The organism is Gemmatimonadaceae bacterium, from assembly GCA_036273715.1.
GTDB lineage: Bacteria > Gemmatimonadota > Gemmatimonadetes > Gemmatimonadales > Gemmatimonadaceae > JADGGM01.
The window spans coordinates 16,937-38,122 of the sequence record DASUHB010000002.1 but is presented as its reverse complement, the minus strand read 5'-3'; the positions used below and the strand labels follow the sequence as shown (position 1 = coordinate 38,122).

The window sequence follows — 21,186 nt, the reverse complement described above, 5'->3', positions numbered from 1 at the left end:
ACCGCACCTGGCGGTGCGGGAGCATCAAGTAAACTAGGAGATCAATGCCCGGAAAGCAAGACGAATCGGACACTTCCGCCACTCACGCCGAGCGGCGCATGCAGCGCGCGCTCGGCGTGGCGGGGTCACGGTTTGATCGGATCGTACCGGTACGCGGCGATGTTCGCGCCGGTCGCGTTCAGGGTAAACTGCTTGGTCTCGTTGGCGCCGAGCTGCACCGAGGTCGACTGGCTCGTCACGACCTGGCCCGTCTTGTCCAGGAACTTGACGTTGAGCGCGGCCGTCTCCGGCTTCGTGCCCGTGTTCTGCACCTGGCCGGTGAGCGTGTACTTGTCGCCGTCGTGCGTGAACTGCGAGAACTGCACGTGCACCGGCAGCTGGTCGCCTGCGGTCACATACTTGTTCACCGAGTCTGCGAGTGCCTTCTTCTGCTTCGGGTCGGCGCCCTTCTCCATGCCCTGATACGCGATCGCGAGCAGCTGGTAGTTGTCTGGGTTGTCCGGATCGATCTTCGTCAGGGTGTCGGCCACGGGCTGCATCTTGTCGAACTGATTGTTCTTCCAGTACGCGTTCGCGAGGTTGAACAGCCCCGCGCGAAGATACGGGTTCGACTTCTGGCCAAACTCCATCAACTGCACCGCCGTGGCGTACTTCTGCGCCGTGAATGCCTGCGTGCCGGCGTCGAACAATTGTGCGTCGGTGTACTTGGTCGGGTTGGCGGCCATGTCCTTCCACATCTCTCCGAGCGACGCCGTGTCGCCCGACGCCTTGAGCGCCACCGTTAGGCCGGCCTGCGCGGGCTGCACGTTGTCACCGCTCGGATAATCCTTGAGGTACTGCCGATACAGATCGGCAGCTTTCTTCATTGCCTCTTGCTGCTGCGGGCCGGACGCCGCCTGCCCAACCTGAAGTTGGGCATACGCCGCGCTGAATTCACTGAACTCCTTCACCGCCTTGACGCTCGTGTCCTTGGCCACGATGTCGGGCGTCGACAGCTCGACCGCTTTCGAGTAGGCGGTCGCCGCCGTCTGCCAGTCCTTCTTGCGCTGCGCGATTTGTCCCTGGAAGTAGTAGTCGTACGGCGACTTCGGATAAATCGTGATCGCGTGATTCAGGATCACCTGCGCCGAGTCGTCCTTGTTGCCGTTGATGAGCGGACCGATCTGATTGATCAAGCGGGCCCACGGCTGCTGCCGATACCCGTCCATCTGATCGACGCAGTCGGGATGCGACGTTTCCACCGCGGTGAACGCGGAGTCCGCCGCAGCAAGTACGTCCACCTGCCCGGCCGACGACGGATAGCCGAGATCTGCCGCGGGCGCGACCGCGGGCGAGCCCGGCGTGTCGTACCACGTCACGAGAGCCTGCCCGAGGACCGCGTCACGCGCCATCTGGTCCTTGCCAAAATCGGACTTCGATGTGAGCGACGAGATCGCGCTCTTGATCTTCTTGCGCGCGTCGTCCGGTTTCCCCGACGACAACCCCAGCACGGTCATCTGGTTGTACGCGCTCTTGACCTGGTCGTTCGAGCCGAAGTCAATAGTGCACTTGCCGGCATCGCCCTGCTTGTCGTTTTTCTGAGCCGCTGCAGTCGGGACCGCGAAGGCGGACCAGACAAGCACGCAGCCGATCACATTGCGCCAAGCGTTCATCTACCGTTCCTCACTGAGAGCGTTGAGCGAGCGCGACTGCCCGCCATTCATGGTACCCGTTCGTGGATCAGCCGTTCTCCGGCGGCTCGGGCAGACGCCGCCACTTCTCGCAGCGATCGCCCCGTTTCCGTTGCCACGCGCGCGACATCCTCGTGCTCCGGTTTGGCGCGGCGCTCCCCCGTCGGCAGCGTCACCACCTTTACCCGAATGTCGTGATCGAGCGCATGCACCGTGTGAACGGCGCGCGGCAAGGCATGTCGCTCGACGAGGGTGCGGCGCACGCCGATAGAAGAGCTGTGCGAAAAGAGCAGCTCCTCGAGGCGGTCCGCCATTTCACGGCCGGCCAGCACCTCGATGCGCGTGCCCGGCCTGCCTTTTTTCATCAACGTTGCAAGCAGTACCACATCGAGCGCGCCTTCGTTGCGGAGGCGCTCCGCCACGGCGGCGAGCTGCTCGCCGTCCATGTCGTCGATGTCGGTGGCAAGCTGCACGAGGTGTTCCACCGCAACCCCTTGGGCGGCCGCCATCTCGGCGATCACGATGCGGAGCGCGTTGGGGCGTCCCTTGGGATCCTTGGTACCCGCGCCGAATCCGCTGCGAACCGGCGTGAGCGAAGCCGGGGCCGGACCGCTCGACAACACGCGAATGAGTGCGGCGCCCGTTGGCGTCACCAGCTCACCTGATCCCTGAGGTCCGGGACGAATCTCGATCCCCTCGAGCAGTTTCAGCGTCGCAGGAGCCGGCACTGGAAGTATCCCATGTGCTGTCGCGACTGTCCCGTCACCGATACTTACCGGTCCACAGAACACACGCTCGACGCCGATCTGCTCGAAGCCCCACACGGATCCGACGACATCGAGGATCGCGTCGACGGCACCGACTTCGTGCAGATGCACGCGTTCCGGCGCGATGCCGTGAATTTCACCCTCTGCCGTCGCAATGGCGACGAACGCCGCATCGGCGCGCTCGCGCACGGCCTCCGGGACGTCCGCACGCGAGACGAGCTCGCGAATCTCGTGAATGCCGCGCGAATGCGGCTGCGGTGGAATGTCGAAGTCCACCTTGGTGCAGGCCACCGATGAGCGCTTGACGCGTTCGATCCGGACGGTGACGCCCTCGAGCCCAAGCCGCGACGGCAGCGCGCGGAGCCACTCGGCGTCGAGTCCGACGTCGATCAAGGCGCCGAGCGTCATGTCGCCGGCTATGCCGCTGAAAGGATCCAGGAGGGCAACGCGCATAGCTGTAAAAGTTATGCACGAGTGGCGTTGCGACGCTAGCGCTCGATACGATCGCTAGCGGATCAATTTCAACGTCCAAGGCCAACCGGCGAAAACAGCGGCCTCGGAAGCAGCGTCACTTGCCCAGAGCTAAGACCTCACTCGCGATAGGCGACGCCGCCGCCGGTGTTGTAGACCACCACCTCGTCGGCAGCCGAGAGCTGGCCGGCCGCCGCGAGCGCCTGACAGACGGCGAACGCGCAGCCGCCTTCTGGCGCGGCGTCTATGCCCGTGGTGCGGGCGATGCGCGCCGTCCCCTCCCGGATCGCTGCTTCCGACACGGCGACCGCGGCGCCATTGCTCTCGTACAGCGCGCGCAGAATGAGCCGGTCGCCTAACGGACCGGGAACGCGCAGCCCGCTCGCATGGGTGGCCGGATTCTCCCACGGACGCGCCCGGTCGGCGTGCTCGGCGAACGCGCGCACGATCGGCGCGCACCCTTCCGCCTGCGCGGTCACCATCCTGGGCAGCCGCGCCGCGGGATCGAGCCAGCCCATCTCGCGCAGTTCCGCAAAGCCTTTCCACATGCCGATCAGCCCCGTGCCGCCGCCCGTCGGATACACGATTACCGTGGGCAAGCGCCATCCCAGCTGCTCGGCCAGCTCGAGTCCCATGGTTTTCTTTCCCTCGATGCGGTACGGCTCCCGCAGCGTCGACACGTCGAAGTAGCCCGACTCGGCGGCGAACGCCTTGGCTTTCGCGCCGGCGTCGCCGATGTGCCCGGGCACCGTATGCAGGTCAGCGCCTAACGTACGGATCGTCGCCAGAATGCCGCGCGGCGTGGTCTCGGGCGCGTACACGCGCACCGGCAGGCCGGCAGCGGCGGCGTACGCCGCGAGCGCCGCGCCCGCATTGCCGGCGGTCGGCACGACCAATCCCGGAACACCCAGCGCTTTGGCGCGCGTGACAGCCGCGCTCATGCCGCGCGCCTTGAAGGAACCGGTCGGATTCAGTCCTTCGTCCTTGATCCAGAAGCGTCCAACGCCTAACTCGCGCGACAGCTCGCCCGATTCGAGCAGCGGTGTGGCCCCTTCGCCGAGCGAGACCGGCGTCTCGCCGTCACAGAGCGGCAGCAGTGCGGCGTATCGCCACATGTCCCATCGACCGCGCAACACGTCGCGCGACGCCGGGAGCTCGGCGTACCGAACGAGATAGGGTTGTCCGCACGATGGGCAGACGGTGGCGCGCGTGGTGCCGGCCTCGGTGTGGCCGCACGCCGAACATTCGAGCGTCCAGGAATTCACGAATCGGATGTGGTTGAAGTCGGAGTGACCGTCGCAACGCCCAACGCTTCGAGTACGCGGCGCGCGCTCGCAGCGCTGAAACCCGGCAGTCGCGCAATGTCGGCTTCGCTTGCATCGCGCACGCCTTGCACGCTTCCGAAGGCGTGCAGCAACGCGCGGCGGCGCTGCGGCCCGATACCCGGAATCTTGAGGAGCTCCGACGTGACCGTGCGCATCGCGCGGCGCTTTCGGTTGTATGTGATCGCAAAGCGGTGCGCTTCGTCTCGCGCGCGTTGCAACAATCGCAGACCGGGTGACCGTCGCGACAATCGCAATGGCTCCGCGCGGCCCGGCACGAATACTTCTTCTTCGCGTTTGGCGAGACTCACGGTGTGGAGCGCGCCCAGACCCAACGACTCGAGTGCCGCCCGCGCCGCGCCCAACTGCCCCTTGCCGCCGTCGATCATCACCAGATCGGGCAGCGGCTTCTCTTCTTCGATACGTCGCTGAAAGTAGCGCGTGACCACTTCGCGCATCGATGCGAAATCGTCGGTGCCTTCGACGGTCTTGATCTTGAACTTGCGATACTCGCCGCGCTTGGGCCGGCCGTTCTCGAACCAGACGCACGACGCGACGGTGTCCGTCCCCTGCGCCGTCGAGATGTCGAAGCAGACGATCGCCCGCGGCACCGTCGTTAGGCCGAGCTCCCGCTGCAGCTCGTACACCGGATCGACGGCGCGCTCGCCGGCCTCGAACGACGCGAGCTTCTGCTCCTCGAGCAGGTGCCGCGCGTTCTGCTCGGCAAGATCGATCAGCTCGCGCTTCGGCCCGCGCTGCGGAATACGAAGGGCCGTGTTCGGCAGCGATTGCTCGATCAGCTCGCGATCATCGAACTCGAACGGCGCCAGCAGCTCGCTCGCGTGCTCCGGCGATGCCAGGTAGCCGCGCACGAGATAGGCCGACAACACGGCCGCGTCGCTCTCGCCCTCGAGGTTCTCCAGCACCTGCTGCTCGCGCGCCAACAGCTTGCCCGCGCGAATGCGGAGCACGACGACACACGCCTCGTCGCCATCGCGCGCGTAGCCGATGACGTCGCGGTCGCCGCCCTCGACTTCCACGACCACCGTCGGCTCCTCGAGCAGCTCGAGATGTCGTAGGGCATTTCGCAGCTCGGCCGCGCGCTCGAAGTCGAGCCGCACCGACGCTTCCTCCATGCGTGCGCGCACACGACGCGTGACCTCGTCCGTGCGGCCGTCCAGATACAACAGCACCTCGTCGATCATCGCACGGTATTCCAGCTGCGACTGCGCGAAGATGCACGGCGCCTTGCACCGGCCGATGTGGTAATCGAGACACGGCCGCTCGGGCATTTCGCGCGGCATGTCGTAGTTGCACGACCGCACGGTGAAGATGCGCTTCACCACGTTGAGTGCGCGGCGCATCGCGCCGACGTCGGTGTACGGACCGAAGTATCGGCCGCCGTCGTCGACGAGCCGGCGCGTCACGATCACGCGCGGAAACGGTTCCTGAACCGTGACCTTGATGTACGGATACGACTTGTCATCGCGGAGCGCGATGTTGAACCGCGGCCGATACTCTTTGATGAGATTGTTCTCGAGGATCAGCGCGTGCGCTTCCGACGGAACGACGATCGTGTCCACATCCACGACCTGTCGCATGAGCGCGATGGTCTTGATGCTCTCGATGCGATCGCCGGCGAGATAGCTCCGCACACGCGACCGCAGACGCTTGGCCTTGCCGACATACAGCACGCGTCCCTCGGCGTTCTTCCACAGGTAGACGCCGGGCGACTCGGGCAGATTCGCGACTTTGTGCGCGAGCGGATGGAAATCGGATTCAGTCATCGGCAAGGCTGGGCCGCGTCGCAACCGTCGCGACGGGCGCATCGATGAAATATACGCCGAACCGTTGTGCTCGGGCGCGCCTCAGCGCCGCCGGAACACCGCCGCCAGTACGGTGCGCGACTCGGGAATCGAGAGCGACGTGGTGAGACCGAAGTACACGAGGCCGTACGGAATGAGCGCGAGTATCGCGAGCGGGATCGGATGCGCGACTCCCACGAGCAGCTTGACACCCCAGGCGGCGGCCGCCGCGACGAGCGCCGAACACCAGAGCTTGGCGACGAACGCAGCCGGGAGACCCGTGCGCCCGATCCGGCGGTTCAGCGTGCGGCGCAACAGGAGGAATTCGGCCCAACCCGCGATGCCTGCCGACACGGTGAGGCCCGCCGCGCCCCATTTGAGATCGAGCGAGAGAAGCGGCGGCACGAGCAGCGCGAACACCGCGCCCAACCCCGTGGTCAGCGTGACGCGCACGAGCGCGAAGCGGAGCGGCGTCTTGGTATCGCGCAGCGCGTAATACGCCGACGAGTACAGGCGCCCGAGCGTCGAGGCGAGCAATCCCACGGCCGAGCCGGCGAGGATCCCCCACACGTACACCGAGTCGGCGCGGGTGAACCGCCCGGTCTGGAACAACGCCGCCGCGAGCACGTCGCCTAACGCAAGGAATGCCACGGCCGACGGCACCACCAGGAAGGCGATGCGCCGCAACCCAGCGTCGAGGCGCACGCGCAGGTACTCGCCGATCTCGTGTTCGTCGCCTAACGCACTGGACATGGCCGGCAGCTCGGCCGCCGACACCGACATGCCGAACAAGCTCACCGGCAGCACGTAGAGCGTCTGCGCGGTGGTGAGGCCGGCGACGGCGCCGGCCGGCAACAGACTGGCGAGCACCACATCCACGTAGCCGCTGATCTGCACCACCCCGCGCCCGACGAACACCGGCATGAAGTTGTTGATCACCGTCCTCACGTTCCGGCCGGCCACGTCCAGCGAGGGCCGCAGGCGGCCGAGCAGGCTGAGGACGGTCGGCAGCTGCACCAGCAGCTGCAGCACGCTGCCGGCAAGCGATCCCCACGCCGCCGCGATGGCCAGCGGCGACTGCGCTCGCTTGCTGCCTAACGCAATTAGCGTGACGATGATCGCGAGGTTCCAGAAAATCGGCGCCGTGTACGAGATGAAGAACCGGCGGTGGCTGTTGAGCACGCCCAGGCACCACGCCGACATCACGAGCACGCCGGCGCCCGGGAAGAAAATGCGGACCAGTTCGATCGTCAGATCGCGCTTGGCGCCGGCGAACCCCGGGGCGATGATGGCGATGAGCCACGGCGTAGCCAGCACGCCGCACAGCACGATGATGGACGTCGTCACGGCCAGCAGTCCGGCCACCGCGCCCGCGACCCGCCGCGCTTCCTGCTCGTCGCCCTCGGCCAGCAGCCGCGCGTACACCGGAATGAACGACGCGGACAGAACGCCCTCGCCAAACAGGTTCTGGAGAAAATTCGGGATCTTGAACGCGGCGTTGAACGCGTCGGCCGCGTCGCCTAACCCGAGATAGTGGCCGAGGAACCGCTGGCGAATCAGTCCGAAGATGCGGCTGAGGAAGATGCCCGACGCCACCAATAGCGCCGCGCGGCCCGTGCGCTCCGGCGCACGCGGCCGCGCCGGCTCAGCGGCCGCCACCGGCATCGTGCGAATACGCAGCCTGCCCTGCCGGCGCCAGCCCCAGCCCCGCGACGTGCTCGCGGGCGCGCGCCGAGATCCCATCGAGCAACGGCAGCCCGTGCCGCGCCAAAAGCGGCATCAGGTTGAGCACGCGCTCCTGTAGACGGTCGAAAGGAAACAGCGAGGCGCGCGCGATCCCGATGTGCCTCGTGAGCTCGGTCTCGCGCCGCTTGGTCGCGGCCGCGACCCGGCGCTCCAAACGGTCCAGCCGGTGCGCGATGTTGCGCCGCGTCCCCTCCGCCACCGCGCGGTCGACGAGCGGCGGCGCGGACTGCTCGAGCGCCGCATCGAGCTCGGACGCCGCCGCTTCGAGCGCCTGCCGGTAGCGCACGAGCGCTGCCGCGATCTCGGCCGGCACGCGCTCGCGCACCAGATGGCCCAGCACCGCGTGCGGATCGCGCAGCGCGTCCACGTCGAGGCCGTATCGGTCGAGAATCCGCTGCACGTGCGGCTCGACGATCACGCCGGACCACCGCGGCACCGCCAGCGGACGCGCCATGCCTAACGCATCGGCCACCGCCGTCGATTGCGCGAAGTAGGCCTGCTCGGCCGGACCCGCCACGTAGGCCACGGTGGGCAGGATCGCGCGCTCCACGACCGGCCGCAGCAGCACGTTGGGCTCGAGTGCGCCCTGCGCATCGCCGAGCGCCGCGCCGATCGGCAGCCGCCGCCGCGCGCCGTCCCCCGCCGCGAACACCAACGACAACCGGTCCACGTGCGCCACCTGCGGCTCGTACCCCGCCTCGACGAGCGCGGCGCTTCGCGAGCGGAGCGCCGCGTCCACCGGCGCCGCGTCGGCCAACGCGTGCGCCAGCGCCGGACGCGACGCCGCCTGCACCGCCGGGTGGCCGGCATCCAGCACCGGCATGCCTAACGGCTCCAGTATCGCGCGCAGGAGCGCGACGAACGCGCCGCCCACCGTCTGATCGGGCGCGTAGGCCCGGCGCACGTCGTCCAGCACGTGCGGCGCGGCCGCTGCGCCGGCCGCATCGGCGAGCGTCTGCATCGCGCCCCGCACGTCGCCTAACGGCGTGTCCCGCATGCCACGGCCCTCGACCGCCGCCGGCGGCGAGGACAACGTCACCACGCGATCCTCGAGCGCCACGTGCGTCACGCTCGACTCGGCGTAGTCCGCGTCGTAGGTCGCCGCCCAGTATACCGGCACGGTCGGGATCCCTGACGACTCTTCGATCGCATCCGCGAGCGCGATCGCGCTGAGCGCCTTGCTCCACGTGTAGATCGGGCCGCCGAACAGCCCGGGCTGCTGGCCCGTCGTCACCACCACGCCGCCGTCGGCCGCTCGCGCCAGACGATCCGCTGCCGCGCCGCGCGCCTCGATCGCCGGACCGAGCACCCGCGCCCATCTGCCGTCGCTGCGCAGGCGCGACGCCCGCTCACGCCACGCCGACGCATCGCGCGGCGGAGTCTCGTACCACGCCGATTCCGGCCCGCCGTCGCGCGCCGCGCGCACAATGTCCGGCACCGCGGGCGGCAGCGACAGGACGCGAAGCTCGCTCACGCGCGTCCCCGGAACGTGCGAACCCACTGCCGCGCCCGACATCGGATGCGATGCTGATGCACGGCGGTTTCGACTCGAGAAGATGGCATCACTTGTGGTACGGTTCGCCGCGCCCGATCGTACCGGCGCGATAGAGTTGTTCCGCGAGCACCAACCGCGCGAGCTCGTGCGGCAGCGTCCATCGCGCGAACGCCAACCGCATCGCCGACCGGCGCCGCACGCTCTCCGACAACCCGTACGCACCGCCGATCATGAACGCCACATCGCGTCCGCCGTCGCGGTGGTCGCGGAGCCAACCGGCGAACTCCTCGGACCGCATCAGAGTTCCCTCGGCGTCACAGGCCACGAGCACCGTCGCCGAGCCGGCCGCGGCCAGCAAGCGCTCCCCTTCGCGCTCTTGCACCTCGGTGGACGGGCGCCCGCGCGCCGGCTCCTCGCGGACCGCGCGGATGTCGAGCGGCCAGTACCGCGCCGCGCGTCGCTCGTATTCCTCGATCACGGCCGCCAGGTCGCGATCCCTCGGCCGGCCCACGGCCGCGACGAGCACGCGCATCAGCGCGGCGCACGCGCGGCCCGCGGCGCCCGGGCGCCAGCGTTAGGCGTAGATCCCGCGCAGCCGGTGCACCGTAGCGACGCGCGAAATCGACAACATGTACGCGGCCGTGCGCATGTTCACCTTGTGCCGCCGCGACAACTCGAGCACCGCGCGGAAGCTGTCCTGCATGATCTGCTGCAGACGATCGTTCACGGTCGCTTCGGTCCAGAAATAGCCGCCCCGGTCCTGCACCCACTCGAAGTACGACACCGTCACACCGCCCGCGTTGGCGAGGATGTCCGGGATCACGAACACGCCCTTGTCATCGAGGATCGCGTCGGCGGGCGCCGTGGTCGGCCCGTTCGCGCCTTCGCAGATCACGCGCGCGCGAATCTTGGGCGCGTTCTTGCGCGTGATCACGTTCTCGAGCGCCGCGGGCACGAGCACGTCGACCTCGAGCGTCAACAAATCGTCGTTGGTGATGCGGTCGCCCTTCGAGTAGCCCTCGAGCGAGCGATTCTGCTTCACGTACGCGATCGCGTCGTTGACGTCGATGCCGTTCGTGTTCACAATGCCGCCCGAGCGGTCGCCGATCGCGATCACCTTGCAGCCCTGCGTGTGCAGCAGCTGCGCCGCGACGGAACCCACGTTGCCGAAACCCTGCACCGCCACCGTTGCGCCGGCGGCGCGCATGCCCAGATGCTCCAGCGCCGCAAGCGTGACGAGCATGCACCCGCGGCCGGTCGCTTCCCGCCTGCCTAACGAGCCGCCCATCTCCACCGGCTTGCCCGTCACCACCGACGTCACCGTGTGCCGCATGTGCATCGAGTAGGTGTCCATCACCCACGCCATCACGCGCTCGTTCGTATTGACGTCGGGCGCCGGCACGTCCGAATCCGGTCCGAGGACCCCGATGAGACCCGCCGTATACCGGCGCGTGATGCGCTCGAGCTCGGCGACGCTCAGCTTGAGCGGATCGCAAATCACGCCGCCCTTGGCGCCGCCAAAGGGAATGTTCACCACCGCGCACTTCCACGTCATCCACGCGGCGAGCGCTTTCACTTCATCGCGATTGACGTTCGGATCGAATCGAATCCCTCCCTTGGCCGGACCACGCGACGTGTTGTGCAGCACGCGATAGCCGGTGAACACCTCGATCTCCCCGTTGTCCATGAGGACGGGGATCGACAGCGTGATCTCTTTTTCGGGGTGGCGGAGGATCTTGTAGAGGCCCGGTTCCAGATCGAGCAGCTCGGCTGCCCGGTCGAACCGCGACATCATGTCCTCGAAAGGGTTGTCCTCGTTCAGGAAGCGGTCCTTATCGGGCCTGACGATCTTGTCGGTAGAGAGTCTGAGATCGGTTGTCATGAGTTTGGTAAGGACGGATGGCCCAACGCGGGCGGCCGCACTCCGGGTTGGTCGCGTCGCGCATCGAGCAGTGAGGCAAGAAGAGAATCCACTGTGCTTTGCCCGGACTCCAGCGCGAACTGCTGGGAAACATACCACAACGACGGCGCCGCGCGAGGCCAGAGCGGCGCGAGCTTCACGGCGTCCTTGAGCGTGCACAGGACGAGACGCGTCTCGCCTGCTCCGCGCTGGACAGCGGTGACGTCATCGTCGGTGAACCGATGATGATCCTCGAAGGCGTGGAGCGTGACATCTGCACCTGAGGCCCGAAGCTGCGCCACGAGCGTGAGCGGATCGCCGATGGCGGCCGCCAGATAGACGCGCTCGCCGCGCAGCGACGACAGCGGGCGGACTTCTGGTCCACTCACACGATGCAGGTCGCCGAGCGTCAGCGACGCAACAGCCGTCGGCAAGTCCGGCCACGAGCGGCCGAGCTCGCCTATTACTGCAGCCACAACCGTATCCGGCACGGCGCGGCGTGTCACGATCACCATCGACGCCCGCGCCAGCGCGCTCAATGGTTCACGCCATGGTCCCGCGGGCAGCGGCCGCGCGGGAAGCCGCCAGCGATCGGCGCTGACGAGGACGACGTCCGCATCGCGCCGCGCGCGGCGGTGCTGAAATGCATCGTCGAGGACCGCAACGTCGGCGCCGAGGGCACGAGCGCGCCTCACGCCTGCTACTCGGTCGGCCGCGATCACTACCGGGATCTCGGGATTCACCTCCCGGTGGACGAGCGGCTCGTCGCTTCCGTATCCGCGCATCACGATCGCCGGGTGCGCGCCTCGCTCCACGAGCCGCGCCGCGAGCCACGCCGCAGTCGGAGTCTTCCCCGTTCCACCGACCGTGAGATTGCCGACGCTCACACTGGGAAGCGCCAGCCTGACTTGCTCGACGAGTCCGGCATCGAAGAGCGCGCCGCGCACGGCGACGGCGCCCGCATACACGGCCGCGAACGGCCATAGCAAGGCGCGTGCGGCGCGTGCGCGCGCGTCGTCGCTGTACCAGACGTGGTCCGTCGTGCGCGGATCAATCACGCGTTGCTACCGCGTTGGTCTCCGCCATGAGCGCCTCGAAGCGCGGGGCCTGGCTCACCGCCTCGCGCGCACTCCCCGCGTCGGCGATAGTTGGCGTACCGTAGGCGATGGTCACGCGCGCAAACGGCTTGGGGATGAGAAACCGGTCCCAGCTCGCGAGACGCCATGCGCGCGACGCGCCGGCGCCGAGCGGAACGACCGGCGCCCCGGTGCGTTGGGAGACGATGAGCACGCCGGGCGCGAACGTATGTGCGGGTCCGCGCGGGCCATCGGGTGTGAACGCCGCGTCCCCGCCGCCGTCCACGGCGCGGCACATGCCTAACAATGCCCGGTCGGCGCCGCGCGACGACGATCCCCGCACGGTCTTGCAGCCTAACGAAGTGGCGATGCGCGCGATGATCTCGCCGTCGCCGTGCTCGCTGATGAGCACCGTGATGCCCTGACCGCGGTGCGCCCACAGGTGCGGCAGCATCTCGCCGTGCCACAGGCAGAGGATCGCGGGTTGCCGGGCCGCGCGCAGCGCGTCGAGCGCGCCGCGATTCACGTAGCGGATCCGCCACGTGCGCGCGAGCACCCGCAGGAGGCCGCCGCCTAACCAACTGAGGACCGCGCGGCGGCGCGCGCGCCGGGTGTCGACGGCCGCGGCCGTCATTGCGCGAGCGCCAGCGCCATGTCGGCCACGCGCGCCGCCGCGCCGGGCGTGCCGAGCTTGTCCCGGACGCGAGCGAGTCCGGCCACCTGCGCCGCACGCGCCAGGCTGTTCGGGTCGAGCAGCGGCTCGATCGCATCCGCCATCGCGGCCGGATTCACCGCGTCCTGCAGAAATTCGGGCGCCAGCGACTCGCCGGCCACGACGTTCACGAGCCCGATCCGCGGGATGGTCACCACGCGCCGCGCGATCGCGTAGCTCGCCGCGCCGGTGCGGTAGGCAACCACCAACGGACACCCCGCCACCGCGGCCTCGAGCGTGGACGTCCCGCTCTTCGAGAGCGCCGCATCCGCCGCGCGCCACACCGAGAACGAGGAGTCCTGCACCAGGGGATACGGCGACCGCGCGCCGTCGAGCGCAATGCCCGGCGCAACGCTCACCACCACCTTCAGACCGCGCACCCGCCGCTCGAGCATCCGCGCCGTGTCGAGGAACGGCCGCAGGTGGCGGGCGATCTCCTGGGCGCGGCTTCCCGGAAAGAGCGCCAGCACGCGCTCCGCGTCCGTTAGGCCGAGTGCGCGGCGCGCGGCCGTGCGCGACGGCATGGACGCCGCCGCGCGGTCGAGCAGCGGATGCCCAACGAACGTCGCCTGCACGCCGTGCGACCGCAGCAGCGCCTCCTCGAAGGGCAGGATCACCGCCGCCCGCGTCACCGTCCGCGCCAGCGCGCGGAGGCGACCGGCGCCCCACGCCCACACCTGCGGCGTGATGTAGTAGAGCACCGGCACGCCCGCCGCGTGCGCCGCCGCGGCGACTTTCATGTTGAAGCCCGGGTAGTCGACCAGCACCACCAGACCCACCGCGCCGGACCGCAGCCGCCGCTTGAGCGCGGCCAGCAGGACGTAGTGCCGCGGTACGTGCTTGAGCACCTCGAAAAACCCCATCACCGCAAGACGGTCGGTGTGCTCGATGAGGCGAACGCCTGCGCGCTCCATGCGCGCGCCGCCGATGCCCGCGAGCGGCAGATCCGCCACTCGGCGGCGCAGCTCTTCGGCGACTCCGGACGCGTGCAGGTCGCCGGACGCTTCGCCGGCGACGAACAGCACCTCACGCACCGGGCGATCCGGCGAGCACCGGCATCGATCGCTCGATCGCACGCATGATGCGCAGCGCCAGGGCGAGCGCCTCGCGCCCGTCGTCGCCGCTGACCAGCACCGGCTGCGTACCCTGCACCGCGGCCACGAAGCTCTCGAGCTCGAGGCGGAGCGGCTCGCCCGCCGGCGCGTCGAGCGGCACGCGCTCCATGAAGTCCTCGAGCTGCCGCGGAGCGGCGGCGAGCGCCGCCACGTTGAGATCGTCGCGCAGCCGGTAGAACTCGCCCGTCCCCTGCGCGAGATCCAGGGACAGATACCCGCTGCGTTGAAAGATCCGCAGCTTGCGGAACCGGTCGCGCGACACGCGGCTCGCGGTGATGTTCGCCACAGCGCCGGAGTCGAAGCCTAACCGCGCGTTGGCGATGTCCACCGACGGCGTCAACACCGGCACGCCCGCGGCAGCCAGCTCGGTCACCTGTCCGCCGACGAGCGTGCGCACCAGGTCGATGTCGTGGATCATCAGATCCAGCACCACCGCGACATCGGATCCGCGCGGATTGAACGGCGCCAGGCGATTGCTCTCGACGAATCGCGGCTCGGCGATGTGCGGCAGCGCGGCGCGGATCGCGCGATTGAACCGTTCGACGTGTCCCGTTTGCACCAGCGCCTTGGTCGAGCGAGCGGTCGCCAGCAGGTCGTCCGCTTCGTCGAGCGTGGTCGCGATCGGTTTCTCGATCAGCACGTGCACGCCGCGCGCCAGCGCCTGCTTGGCGACGGCGTGGTGCGCCGGCGTCGGCACGACGACCGTGACGGCGTCCACGCGGTCCAGCAGCGCCGCGAGCGACGGCGCCGCGGTGGCGCCGAGCTCCGCCTGCACCGCGGCGACGCGCGTCGCGTCGATGTCGTAGAAGCCCGCGAAGTCTACGTTAGGCAGCTCGCGCAGCAGCCGGACGTGGTGGTAGCCCAGGCTCCCTGCGCCGACGACGCCGATGCGCGGCGCGCTCACGTCGCCACGCCGCGGCCGCTGCCGTCCACGAACGATAGAAAGTGCCGCACCTCGGGGAACATCTCGAGCTCCGTGTTCGCCCGCTCCATCGCCTGCGACACGTTCAGCTCCGAGCGAAAGACGAGCCGATAGGCCCGCTTCAATTCGCGGAGCACCGCCGGCTCGAAGTTCGCGCGCTGCAAGCCGACGCTGTTGAGCCCGTACAGTCTGATCGGATTCCCGACGGCTTTGAGATACGGCGGAATGTCCTGCGGCACCCGCGACGCGCCGCCGATGAAACTGTGCGTGCCGATTTTCACGAACTGATGGATCGCGCACAGCCCGGAAATGATCGCGCGGTCCTCGACCGTGATGTGTCCCGCGAGCTGCGTGCCGTTCGAGATGATCACGCCGTTGCCCACGTGGCAGTCGTGCGCCAGATGCACGTACGTCATGATGAAGCAGTCGCGCCCAACGGAGGTCTTGAACGATTCCGAAGTGCCGCGGTTGATCGTCGCATATTCGCGCACCACCGTCCCATCGCCGATCTCGACGCGCGTCTCTTCGCCCTGGAATTTGAGATCCTGCGGGTCGCCGCCGATCACCGACCCGATGCCGATGCGCACGCCGTCGCCCAGCGTCACGTTTCGCTCGAGCACCGCGCGCACCGCCACCACGCACTCGTCGCCTAACACACACGACGGACCGATCACGGCCCACGGCCCCACCTCCACCCCGTCGCCCAACTGCGCATCGGGCGACACGATCGCCGACGGGTGGATGCGCGCGCTCATCGGTCGACGACCATCGCCGCCATGTCCGCCTCGCACACCAGGTCGCCCTCGACCTTCGCCAGCCCCCGCATCTTGCACACGCGCCCGCGAATCTGGACCATCTCCAACTCGCACCGCAGCTGGTCGCCCGGCCGAACGGGCTTCCGCCACTTCACGTTGTCCAGCGACATGAAGTACACGATCTTGTTCTCCGGATCCTCGACCGCGCCCATGAGCAGCATGCCGCCCACCTGCGCCATCGCTTCGACGATCAGCACGCCCGGCATCACCGGATGCCCCGGAAAGTGCCCCTGAAAGAACGGCTCGTTCATCGTCACGTTCTTGATACCGACGATCCGCTTCCGCGGCTCCATCTCGAGGACGCGATCCACCAGCAAAAACGGATATCGGTGCGGCAACACCTTCATGATGTCTTCGATCCCAAGCATCCGCGATTCGCCCTCCCGGCTCGCCTGCGTGACCATCTGCTGCACCAGCGTGACCGTGCCGCGATGGCTCGGCTTGACCGCGATCACGCGCGCCCGCACCCGCGCACCGGCCAGCGCCAGATCGCCCACGCAATCCATCGTCTTGTGCCGCACGAACTCGTCCGCCCAACGGAGCTCCGCATCCACGAGCCCCGTGTCGTCCAACACCAGCGCATTCGCCGTCGACGCCCCGCGGATCAAGCCCATCCGCGACAGCATCTCGACCTCGCGCGTGAATCCGAACGTCCGCGCGCCGGCCAGCTCGCGCGCGAACGAATCGCGCGTGACGCCCATGTCCAACGTCTGCCGGCCGATCAGCGGATGCGGAAAGTCGATCGTCACCTTGAGCGACAACGACGGCGCCGGCAGCACCTCGTACCTCGACTCGCCGCACTTGACCGACATCGGGCGCGTGACGGCGAGATATTGCACCGCCCCGCCGCGATCGGCAATCCCCGCCCTGCCTAACGCATCGAAGTACGGCGCCGCGCTGCCGTCCAGAATCGGCGGCTCCGGCCCGTCCATCTCGATCACCAGGTCGTCGATGTCCTGCGCCGCCACGGCCGCCAGCACGTGCTCCACCGTGTGCAGCGCCGCCGGCCCGCTGCCGAGCTGCGTCCGCCGGTCGCTCAGCACCGCGAAGTCCGCACGCGCCGGAATCGTCGGCTCCCCCGAGACATCCACGCGACGGAACACCACGCCCGTGCCCGCCTCCGCCGGCCGGAACGTGAGTCGGCACGCCTGCCCGAGATGCAGTCCGATCCCCTCGAGCGACACCGCCTGCGCAATCGAATGACGCTGGTCGCTCACCCGGTGTCGCGCTCCAACAATTTCTCGATGCGCCGCATGAGCCCCGACAACTTGTACAGCGCGGCGTGCGCGCGCAGCTGCTCCCCGTGCGGACGCGCCGGGTAGCCCGACCAGGTCTGTCCCGCGGGAATGTCGCCGAACACCCCGGCCTGTGCCGCCAGGCGCGCCCCGGCGCCGATGTCATGATGCCCGCTCACCCCCACCTGCCCCGCGAGAATGCACCCGTCGCCCATGTGCACCGATCCCGCGATGCCCACCTGCGCCATGATGAGACAGAGCCGGCCGATGCGCACGTTGTGCGCGATGTGCACGAGGTTGTCGATCTTCGTTCCGGCGCCGATCACCGTGTCATCGACGCTCCCGCGGTCGATGGTCGAGTTGGCGCCGATCTCCACATCGTCGCCGATGATGCACCGGCCGACGTGCGGAATCTTGCGATGGCCATCTTCGCCCGGCACGTAACCGAACCCGTCGCACCCGATGCGCGTTCCCGCGTGCACCCGAACGCGTTCGCCTAACGCAGTGCCCGCGTACAGCGTCACGCCGTCGGCCAGCCAGGTTCGCGCACCCACCGTCACGCCGGCCCCGATCGTCGTGTGGGCGCCCACGACGGCATCCTCGCCCAACTGCACGCCGTCGCCGATCACCGCGTACGGGCCGATCGCCACGCCGGCGCCTAACCGAGCGCCGCGGCCGATGACCGCCGTGCCGTGCACGCCGGATTCCCGCGGCGGCGGCGGATAGAGCGCGGGCAGCACGCGCAGCATCGCCTCGTGGGGCTGCCGCACCACGATCCGGCACGCCGCGGCGCCCGGCGCATCGGCGAGATCCGGCGCCACCAGCACGACGCCGGCCTGCGACCGCTCGAACAGCGCCGCGTACCGTGGCTGCGCGAGGAAGCTCAGATCGTCGGTCGTCGCCCGGTCCAACGGCGCGACACCGCGCACGCGCGCCCCGCCGTTCCCCCGAATCGTACCGCCTACCAAACGCGCAATCGCCTCGGCGGTGAGTGAAGGGCCTTCTTCTCTCTCATCGCCGAGGCGCATGTGCGTCACGTCGTTGGGCATTACGGCTTGCTGGGATCCGGCGATCGCGACGCGCCGAGCGGCTTGTCCGTGGGTCCAGCCGGCGGCTTCTGCGGCGTCGTCGACACCGGACCGGCTGCCTTCAGTCGCTGGATCACCTTGTCCGTGATGTCGAGCGACGAGTCGGCCGCCACCACCACGCCGGACTGATTCCCGGCGTCGAACACCATCGCGTAGCCGTTCTCGCTCCGAATCTGCTCGATCACCTTGTTGATCTGCTGCATGATCGGACGCATGAGCTCGGCCTGCCGCTGCTGCGCCTGCTGCTCGAGCTGCTGCACCCGCTGCTGGTACGCGCTCTCCTTGGTCTGAATGTCCTTCTGCCGCGTCGCCTTCGCCGTCGCGCTCAGCGTCGGCTCCGCCTTGTTGTACGCCGAGACGATGGCGTTGAGCGAATCGCTCATCTTCTGCACTTCGGCGCGATAGCCCTCCATCTCTTTCTGCATCTGCGCTTCGGCATCACTGCGGCCGGGCACTTCGGCCAGAATCTTTTGCGAGTTGACGTAGGCGATCTTGATCGTGCCGCTCGACGCACTCGCCGGCGGCGACACGGTGCCTCCCTGCGCCAACACTGTTCCAGCCATGAGGGTGGAGATTGCCAGCGCCGAGAGCGCGGCATGGACAAACGAACGCATTGTGACTCCGGTTAGAAAATTTGTCCGAGCTTGAAGTGCAGCATCCATTTCGGATCCGGGCGCCCGTTCACGTCGACCCGGTCGAACCCATACGCCCAATCGAGGCCAAGCGGCCCGAGCGGCGTCACGATCGCGACACCGATGCCGGCACCCCGGAATAACCGCGTCGGATCGAAGTCACGCGGCGAATCGTACACGTTCCCCGCGTCGTAGAAGAGGTCCGAGTACAGCATGGAATTGAAGCGAACGCCGAGCTCGGCTGTCGTGCTGAAAAATGCGTTTCCGAAGGATTGGACGGTGGCGTTGCTGTTCGTTCCGGGTACGAATCCCGCCGGCGTGATCGAAAATTCCTCGTAACCGCGCAGTTGCTCGCCGTATTGCGTGCCGCCCATGGCGAACTTCTGAGAATAGAAGAAAGGCCCCGCGTCGCCAAACAACATGCCGGCCCGAGCCGTAAGCCCGAACACGAGCTTCATCGACTGCGAGCCCAGCGCACTGCCGCCCCACTGCGCCAGGGTGGAATAGTTACGCAATTCCGTGGTGTAGCGCTGGAAGCTCGACGTGCCACCCAGCGGCCCGCCGTTGAACTGCGCGTCGATCGTCCGCAGCGATCCGCCCGACGGGAACGGCAGGTCGATGCGGTTGTCGTGCGTCAACTGAAAACCAACGGTCGACCGGAAGTGTTGCCGCGTATCGATGGCAGTGTCGCGCGACGCCAGACCGCCGGTGAACCGCACCGCCTCGCCGCCGTACGACACGAAGAACATCGTGAACGGAGAGCCGTGTACGGGGAAGCCCAACTGCAGCGATCCACCCGATGCCTGGCTCTGTCCGAGGTCCGCAATCAGGTACCGCGAATACGTGCTGTACGCCGTCGCCGTTCCCGAAATGCGCGTCTGGCGAATCGACGGGTCGGTGTAACTCAGCTGGAAGTCGTTCACGTACTTGCCGTACTGCCACTGCACCGACGCCTTCTTGCACAAGCCGAACAAGTTAGGCTGATCGAGCCCGATGAATCCGCCCAGCCCCGTGCCCTCGCCCACGGACGCGCCGAAGTTCACACTCCCGGTGTGCTTCTCCTTCACGTGGAAGACCACGTCCACGTCGCCTTTGTCGTTCACACGGGGCGTCTCGGGCGGCGGCAGCGGCGACTCGAAGAAGCCCAGGTTCTGGATGTTCTCATAGCTGCGGATCAGGCGGTCCTGGCTGAACACGTCGCCCGGCAAGATGACTAACGCGTTCCGGATGCACTGATCCGACGTGTAGTCGTTGCCCGCGATGTCGATCCGGTTGATCGTCGCCGGCGAGCCCTCCGCGATTTCCCAGCGGAGATTCACCGTCGGCACCGAGTCTTTGCTCACCTCCCGCTCGATCACCGGGCGGATCTGCACGTAGATGTAGCCGTCGTTCGCGTACGCCGTGCGCAGCTTGTCGGTGGCATCGTTCCAGGCGGCCGCATCGAACACGTTCTCGTCGCTCGACCCGCCGCCGAACAGGCCCTTCACCTTGTCGCCTAACGATGGCGACCGCGGGACGAACGGATAGAAGCGGTCAATGTCCGCCGTCGAGAAGTGCCGGTTTCCCACCACCTCGAATGTCCCGACGTGGTATTGCGGCCCCTCCTTCACGTTTACCTGCACCATCGCCTTCCCGTTCTGCTTGTCCACGAGCAGCGTGTCCTTCTGGACTTGGAAGTCGATGAAGCCGTTCGATTGATACAGCTTGGGGATGCGGTCGTTGATGTCCGCCTGGAACTTGTCCTCGTCGAACTCGCCCTTCTGCCAGAACCAGAATCCTTCCGGCTTGGTCTTCATCGCGCCAACCACATCGGCCGGCGGCAGTTTCTTCCCGCCGTCGATCTGCACACCCGACACCGCGAGCCGCCGGCCCTCGCTCACCTTGAACGTGATGTTCGTGAATCCGTTCGACACCGTGCTCTCCGGCTGCACGCTCGCCAGGTAATACCCCTTGGCTTCGTACATGGAGTCGATGCGCTCCACGGCGCGTGCGACTAACGAGGGGTCGATCGGCTTGCCGGACAGCAGCTCGATTTTGTCGCGCAGCGCCCCCTCGCCGATCACGTCCTCGCCCTGCACCGAGAAATGGCCGAGGAGCGGACGCTCGACGACGGTAAAGACAGCCGCCGCATGTCCGCTCGTCCCCATCTCGCAGCTCATTTGTACGGTGCTGAACTGCCCCGTCGCATACAGGTTGCGGATGGCGCGCTGCAGGACGCGGAAATTGAGTGTATCGCCTTTCGTAATCCCGATGTCCGAGAGCACCGTCGACGTCGACACGCGGCTGTTGCCCCGGATGATCACGGAATCGGGCGTTGCACATGGGCCGGAGGCCTGTGCATGCACCCCGGCCGTCACCGTGCAAAGGGCGATGGGCAGAAACAGTCGTCGAAACATGGCCTATAAGATACACACG

General features: G+C 67.8%; 17 protein-coding genes. All 17 read right to left on the bottom strand.

Annotated features, from left to right (window positions below; translation table 11 throughout):
* Nucleotides 1-125: 125 nt before the first annotated feature.
* The 17 genes from VFW04_00245 to bamA all read right to left on the bottom strand — a co-directional run bounded on the left by VFW04_00245 (nucleotide 126) and on the right by bamA (nucleotide 21,167).
* Nucleotides 126-1,652, bottom strand: coding sequence for an FxLYD domain-containing protein (locus VFW04_00245; GenBank protein HEX5177731.1), 1,527 nt, complete (start codon nucleotides 1,650-1,652; stop codon nucleotides 126-128).
* 47 nt (nucleotides 1,653-1,699) lie between these two features.
* On the bottom strand, nucleotides 1,700-2,890 hold the full coding sequence (gene larC, locus VFW04_00240; GenBank protein HEX5177730.1) for a nickel pincer cofactor biosynthesis protein LarC: 1,191 nt from the start codon (nucleotides 2,888-2,890) through the stop codon (nucleotides 1,700-1,702).
* A 137-nt stretch (nucleotides 2,891-3,027) separates the two neighbouring features.
* Nucleotides 3,028-4,173 carry a threonine synthase gene (locus VFW04_00235; GenBank protein HEX5177729.1) on the bottom strand — a complete coding sequence of 382 codons (1,146 nt, stop codon included), beginning with the start codon at nucleotides 4,171-4,173 and terminating at the stop codon, nucleotides 3,028-3,030.
* Complete coding sequence (gene uvrC / locus VFW04_00230) at nucleotides 4,170-6,017, bottom strand: excinuclease ABC subunit UvrC (protein ID HEX5177728.1); 1,848 nt, start codon at nucleotides 6,015-6,017, stop codon at nucleotides 4,170-4,172. Before uvrC ends, VFW04_00235 begins: the two co-directional genes overlap by 4 nt.
* Nucleotides 6,018-6,098: 81 nt before the next feature.
* Nucleotides 6,099-7,694: a murein biosynthesis integral membrane protein MurJ gene (gene murJ / locus VFW04_00225; GenBank protein ID HEX5177727.1), complete on the bottom strand. Its 1,596-nt coding sequence runs from the start codon at nucleotides 7,692-7,694 to the stop codon at nucleotides 6,099-6,101.
* Entirely contained in the window at nucleotides 7,681-9,255 is a 1,575-nt protein-coding gene (bshC, locus tag VFW04_00220; protein ID HEX5177726.1) for a bacillithiol biosynthesis BshC, read from the bottom strand. The genes murJ and bshC overlap by 14 nt, the downstream gene beginning before the upstream one ends.
* Nucleotides 9,256-9,343: 88 nt before the next feature.
* The gene (locus tag VFW04_00215; GenBank protein HEX5177725.1) at nucleotides 9,344-9,808 is read right to left on the bottom strand and encodes a 23S rRNA (pseudouridine(1915)-N(3))-methyltransferase RlmH; all 465 of its coding nucleotides are present in this window, start codon (nucleotides 9,806-9,808) and stop codon (nucleotides 9,344-9,346) included.
* Between the two features lie 42 nt (nucleotides 9,809-9,850).
* A complete protein-coding gene (locus tag VFW04_00210) occupies nucleotides 9,851-11,071 on the bottom strand; it encodes a Glu/Leu/Phe/Val dehydrogenase (protein ID HEX5177724.1) in 1,221 nt (406 codons plus the stop codon).
* 83 nt (nucleotides 11,072-11,154) lie between these two features.
* Nucleotides 11,155-12,234 carry a tetraacyldisaccharide 4'-kinase gene (locus VFW04_00205; GenBank protein HEX5177723.1) on the bottom strand — a complete coding sequence of 360 codons (1,080 nt, stop codon included), beginning with the start codon at nucleotides 12,232-12,234 and terminating at the stop codon, nucleotides 11,155-11,157.
* Nucleotides 12,227-12,886 (bottom strand): lysophospholipid acyltransferase family protein, encoded by a 660-nt coding sequence (locus VFW04_00200; GenBank protein ID HEX5177722.1) that lies wholly within the window; start codon nucleotides 12,884-12,886, stop codon nucleotides 12,227-12,229. The genes VFW04_00205 and VFW04_00200 overlap by 8 nt, the downstream gene beginning before the upstream one ends.
* On the bottom strand, nucleotides 12,883-13,998 hold the full coding sequence (gene lpxB, locus VFW04_00195) for a lipid-A-disaccharide synthase (GenBank protein HEX5177721.1): 1,116 nt from the start codon (nucleotides 13,996-13,998) through the stop codon (nucleotides 12,883-12,885). Before lpxB ends, VFW04_00200 begins: the two co-directional genes overlap by 4 nt.
* Nucleotides 13,991-14,983, bottom strand: coding sequence for a Gfo/Idh/MocA family oxidoreductase (locus tag VFW04_00190; protein HEX5177720.1), 993 nt, complete (start codon nucleotides 14,981-14,983; stop codon nucleotides 13,991-13,993). Before VFW04_00190 ends, lpxB begins: the two co-directional genes overlap by 8 nt.
* Nucleotides 14,980-15,756: an acyl-ACP--UDP-N-acetylglucosamine O-acyltransferase gene (gene lpxA, locus VFW04_00185; protein ID HEX5177719.1), complete on the bottom strand. Its 777-nt coding sequence runs from the start codon at nucleotides 15,754-15,756 to the stop codon at nucleotides 14,980-14,982. The genes VFW04_00190 and lpxA overlap by 4 nt, the downstream gene beginning before the upstream one ends.
* The gene (locus VFW04_00180) at nucleotides 15,753-17,033 is read right to left on the bottom strand and encodes a bifunctional UDP-3-O-[3-hydroxymyristoyl] N-acetylglucosamine deacetylase/3-hydroxyacyl-ACP dehydratase (protein ID HEX5177718.1); all 1,281 of its coding nucleotides are present in this window, start codon (nucleotides 17,031-17,033) and stop codon (nucleotides 15,753-15,755) included. Before VFW04_00180 ends, lpxA begins: the two co-directional genes overlap by 4 nt.
* The gene (gene lpxD / locus VFW04_00175; protein ID HEX5177717.1) at nucleotides 17,030-18,100 is read right to left on the bottom strand and encodes a UDP-3-O-(3-hydroxymyristoyl)glucosamine N-acyltransferase; all 1,071 of its coding nucleotides are present in this window, start codon (nucleotides 18,098-18,100) and stop codon (nucleotides 17,030-17,032) included. The genes VFW04_00180 and lpxD overlap by 4 nt, the downstream gene beginning before the upstream one ends.
* Complete coding sequence (locus VFW04_00170) at nucleotides 18,100-18,753, bottom strand: OmpH family outer membrane protein (GenBank protein ID HEX5177716.1); 654 nt, start codon at nucleotides 18,751-18,753, stop codon at nucleotides 18,100-18,102. Before VFW04_00170 ends, lpxD begins: the two co-directional genes overlap by 1 nt.
* 11 nt (nucleotides 18,754-18,764) lie before the next feature.
* On the bottom strand, nucleotides 18,765-21,167 hold the full coding sequence (gene bamA, locus VFW04_00165) for an outer membrane protein assembly factor BamA (GenBank protein ID HEX5177715.1): 2,403 nt from the start codon (nucleotides 21,165-21,167) through the stop codon (nucleotides 18,765-18,767).
* Nucleotides 21,168-21,186: the final 19 nt, after the last annotated feature.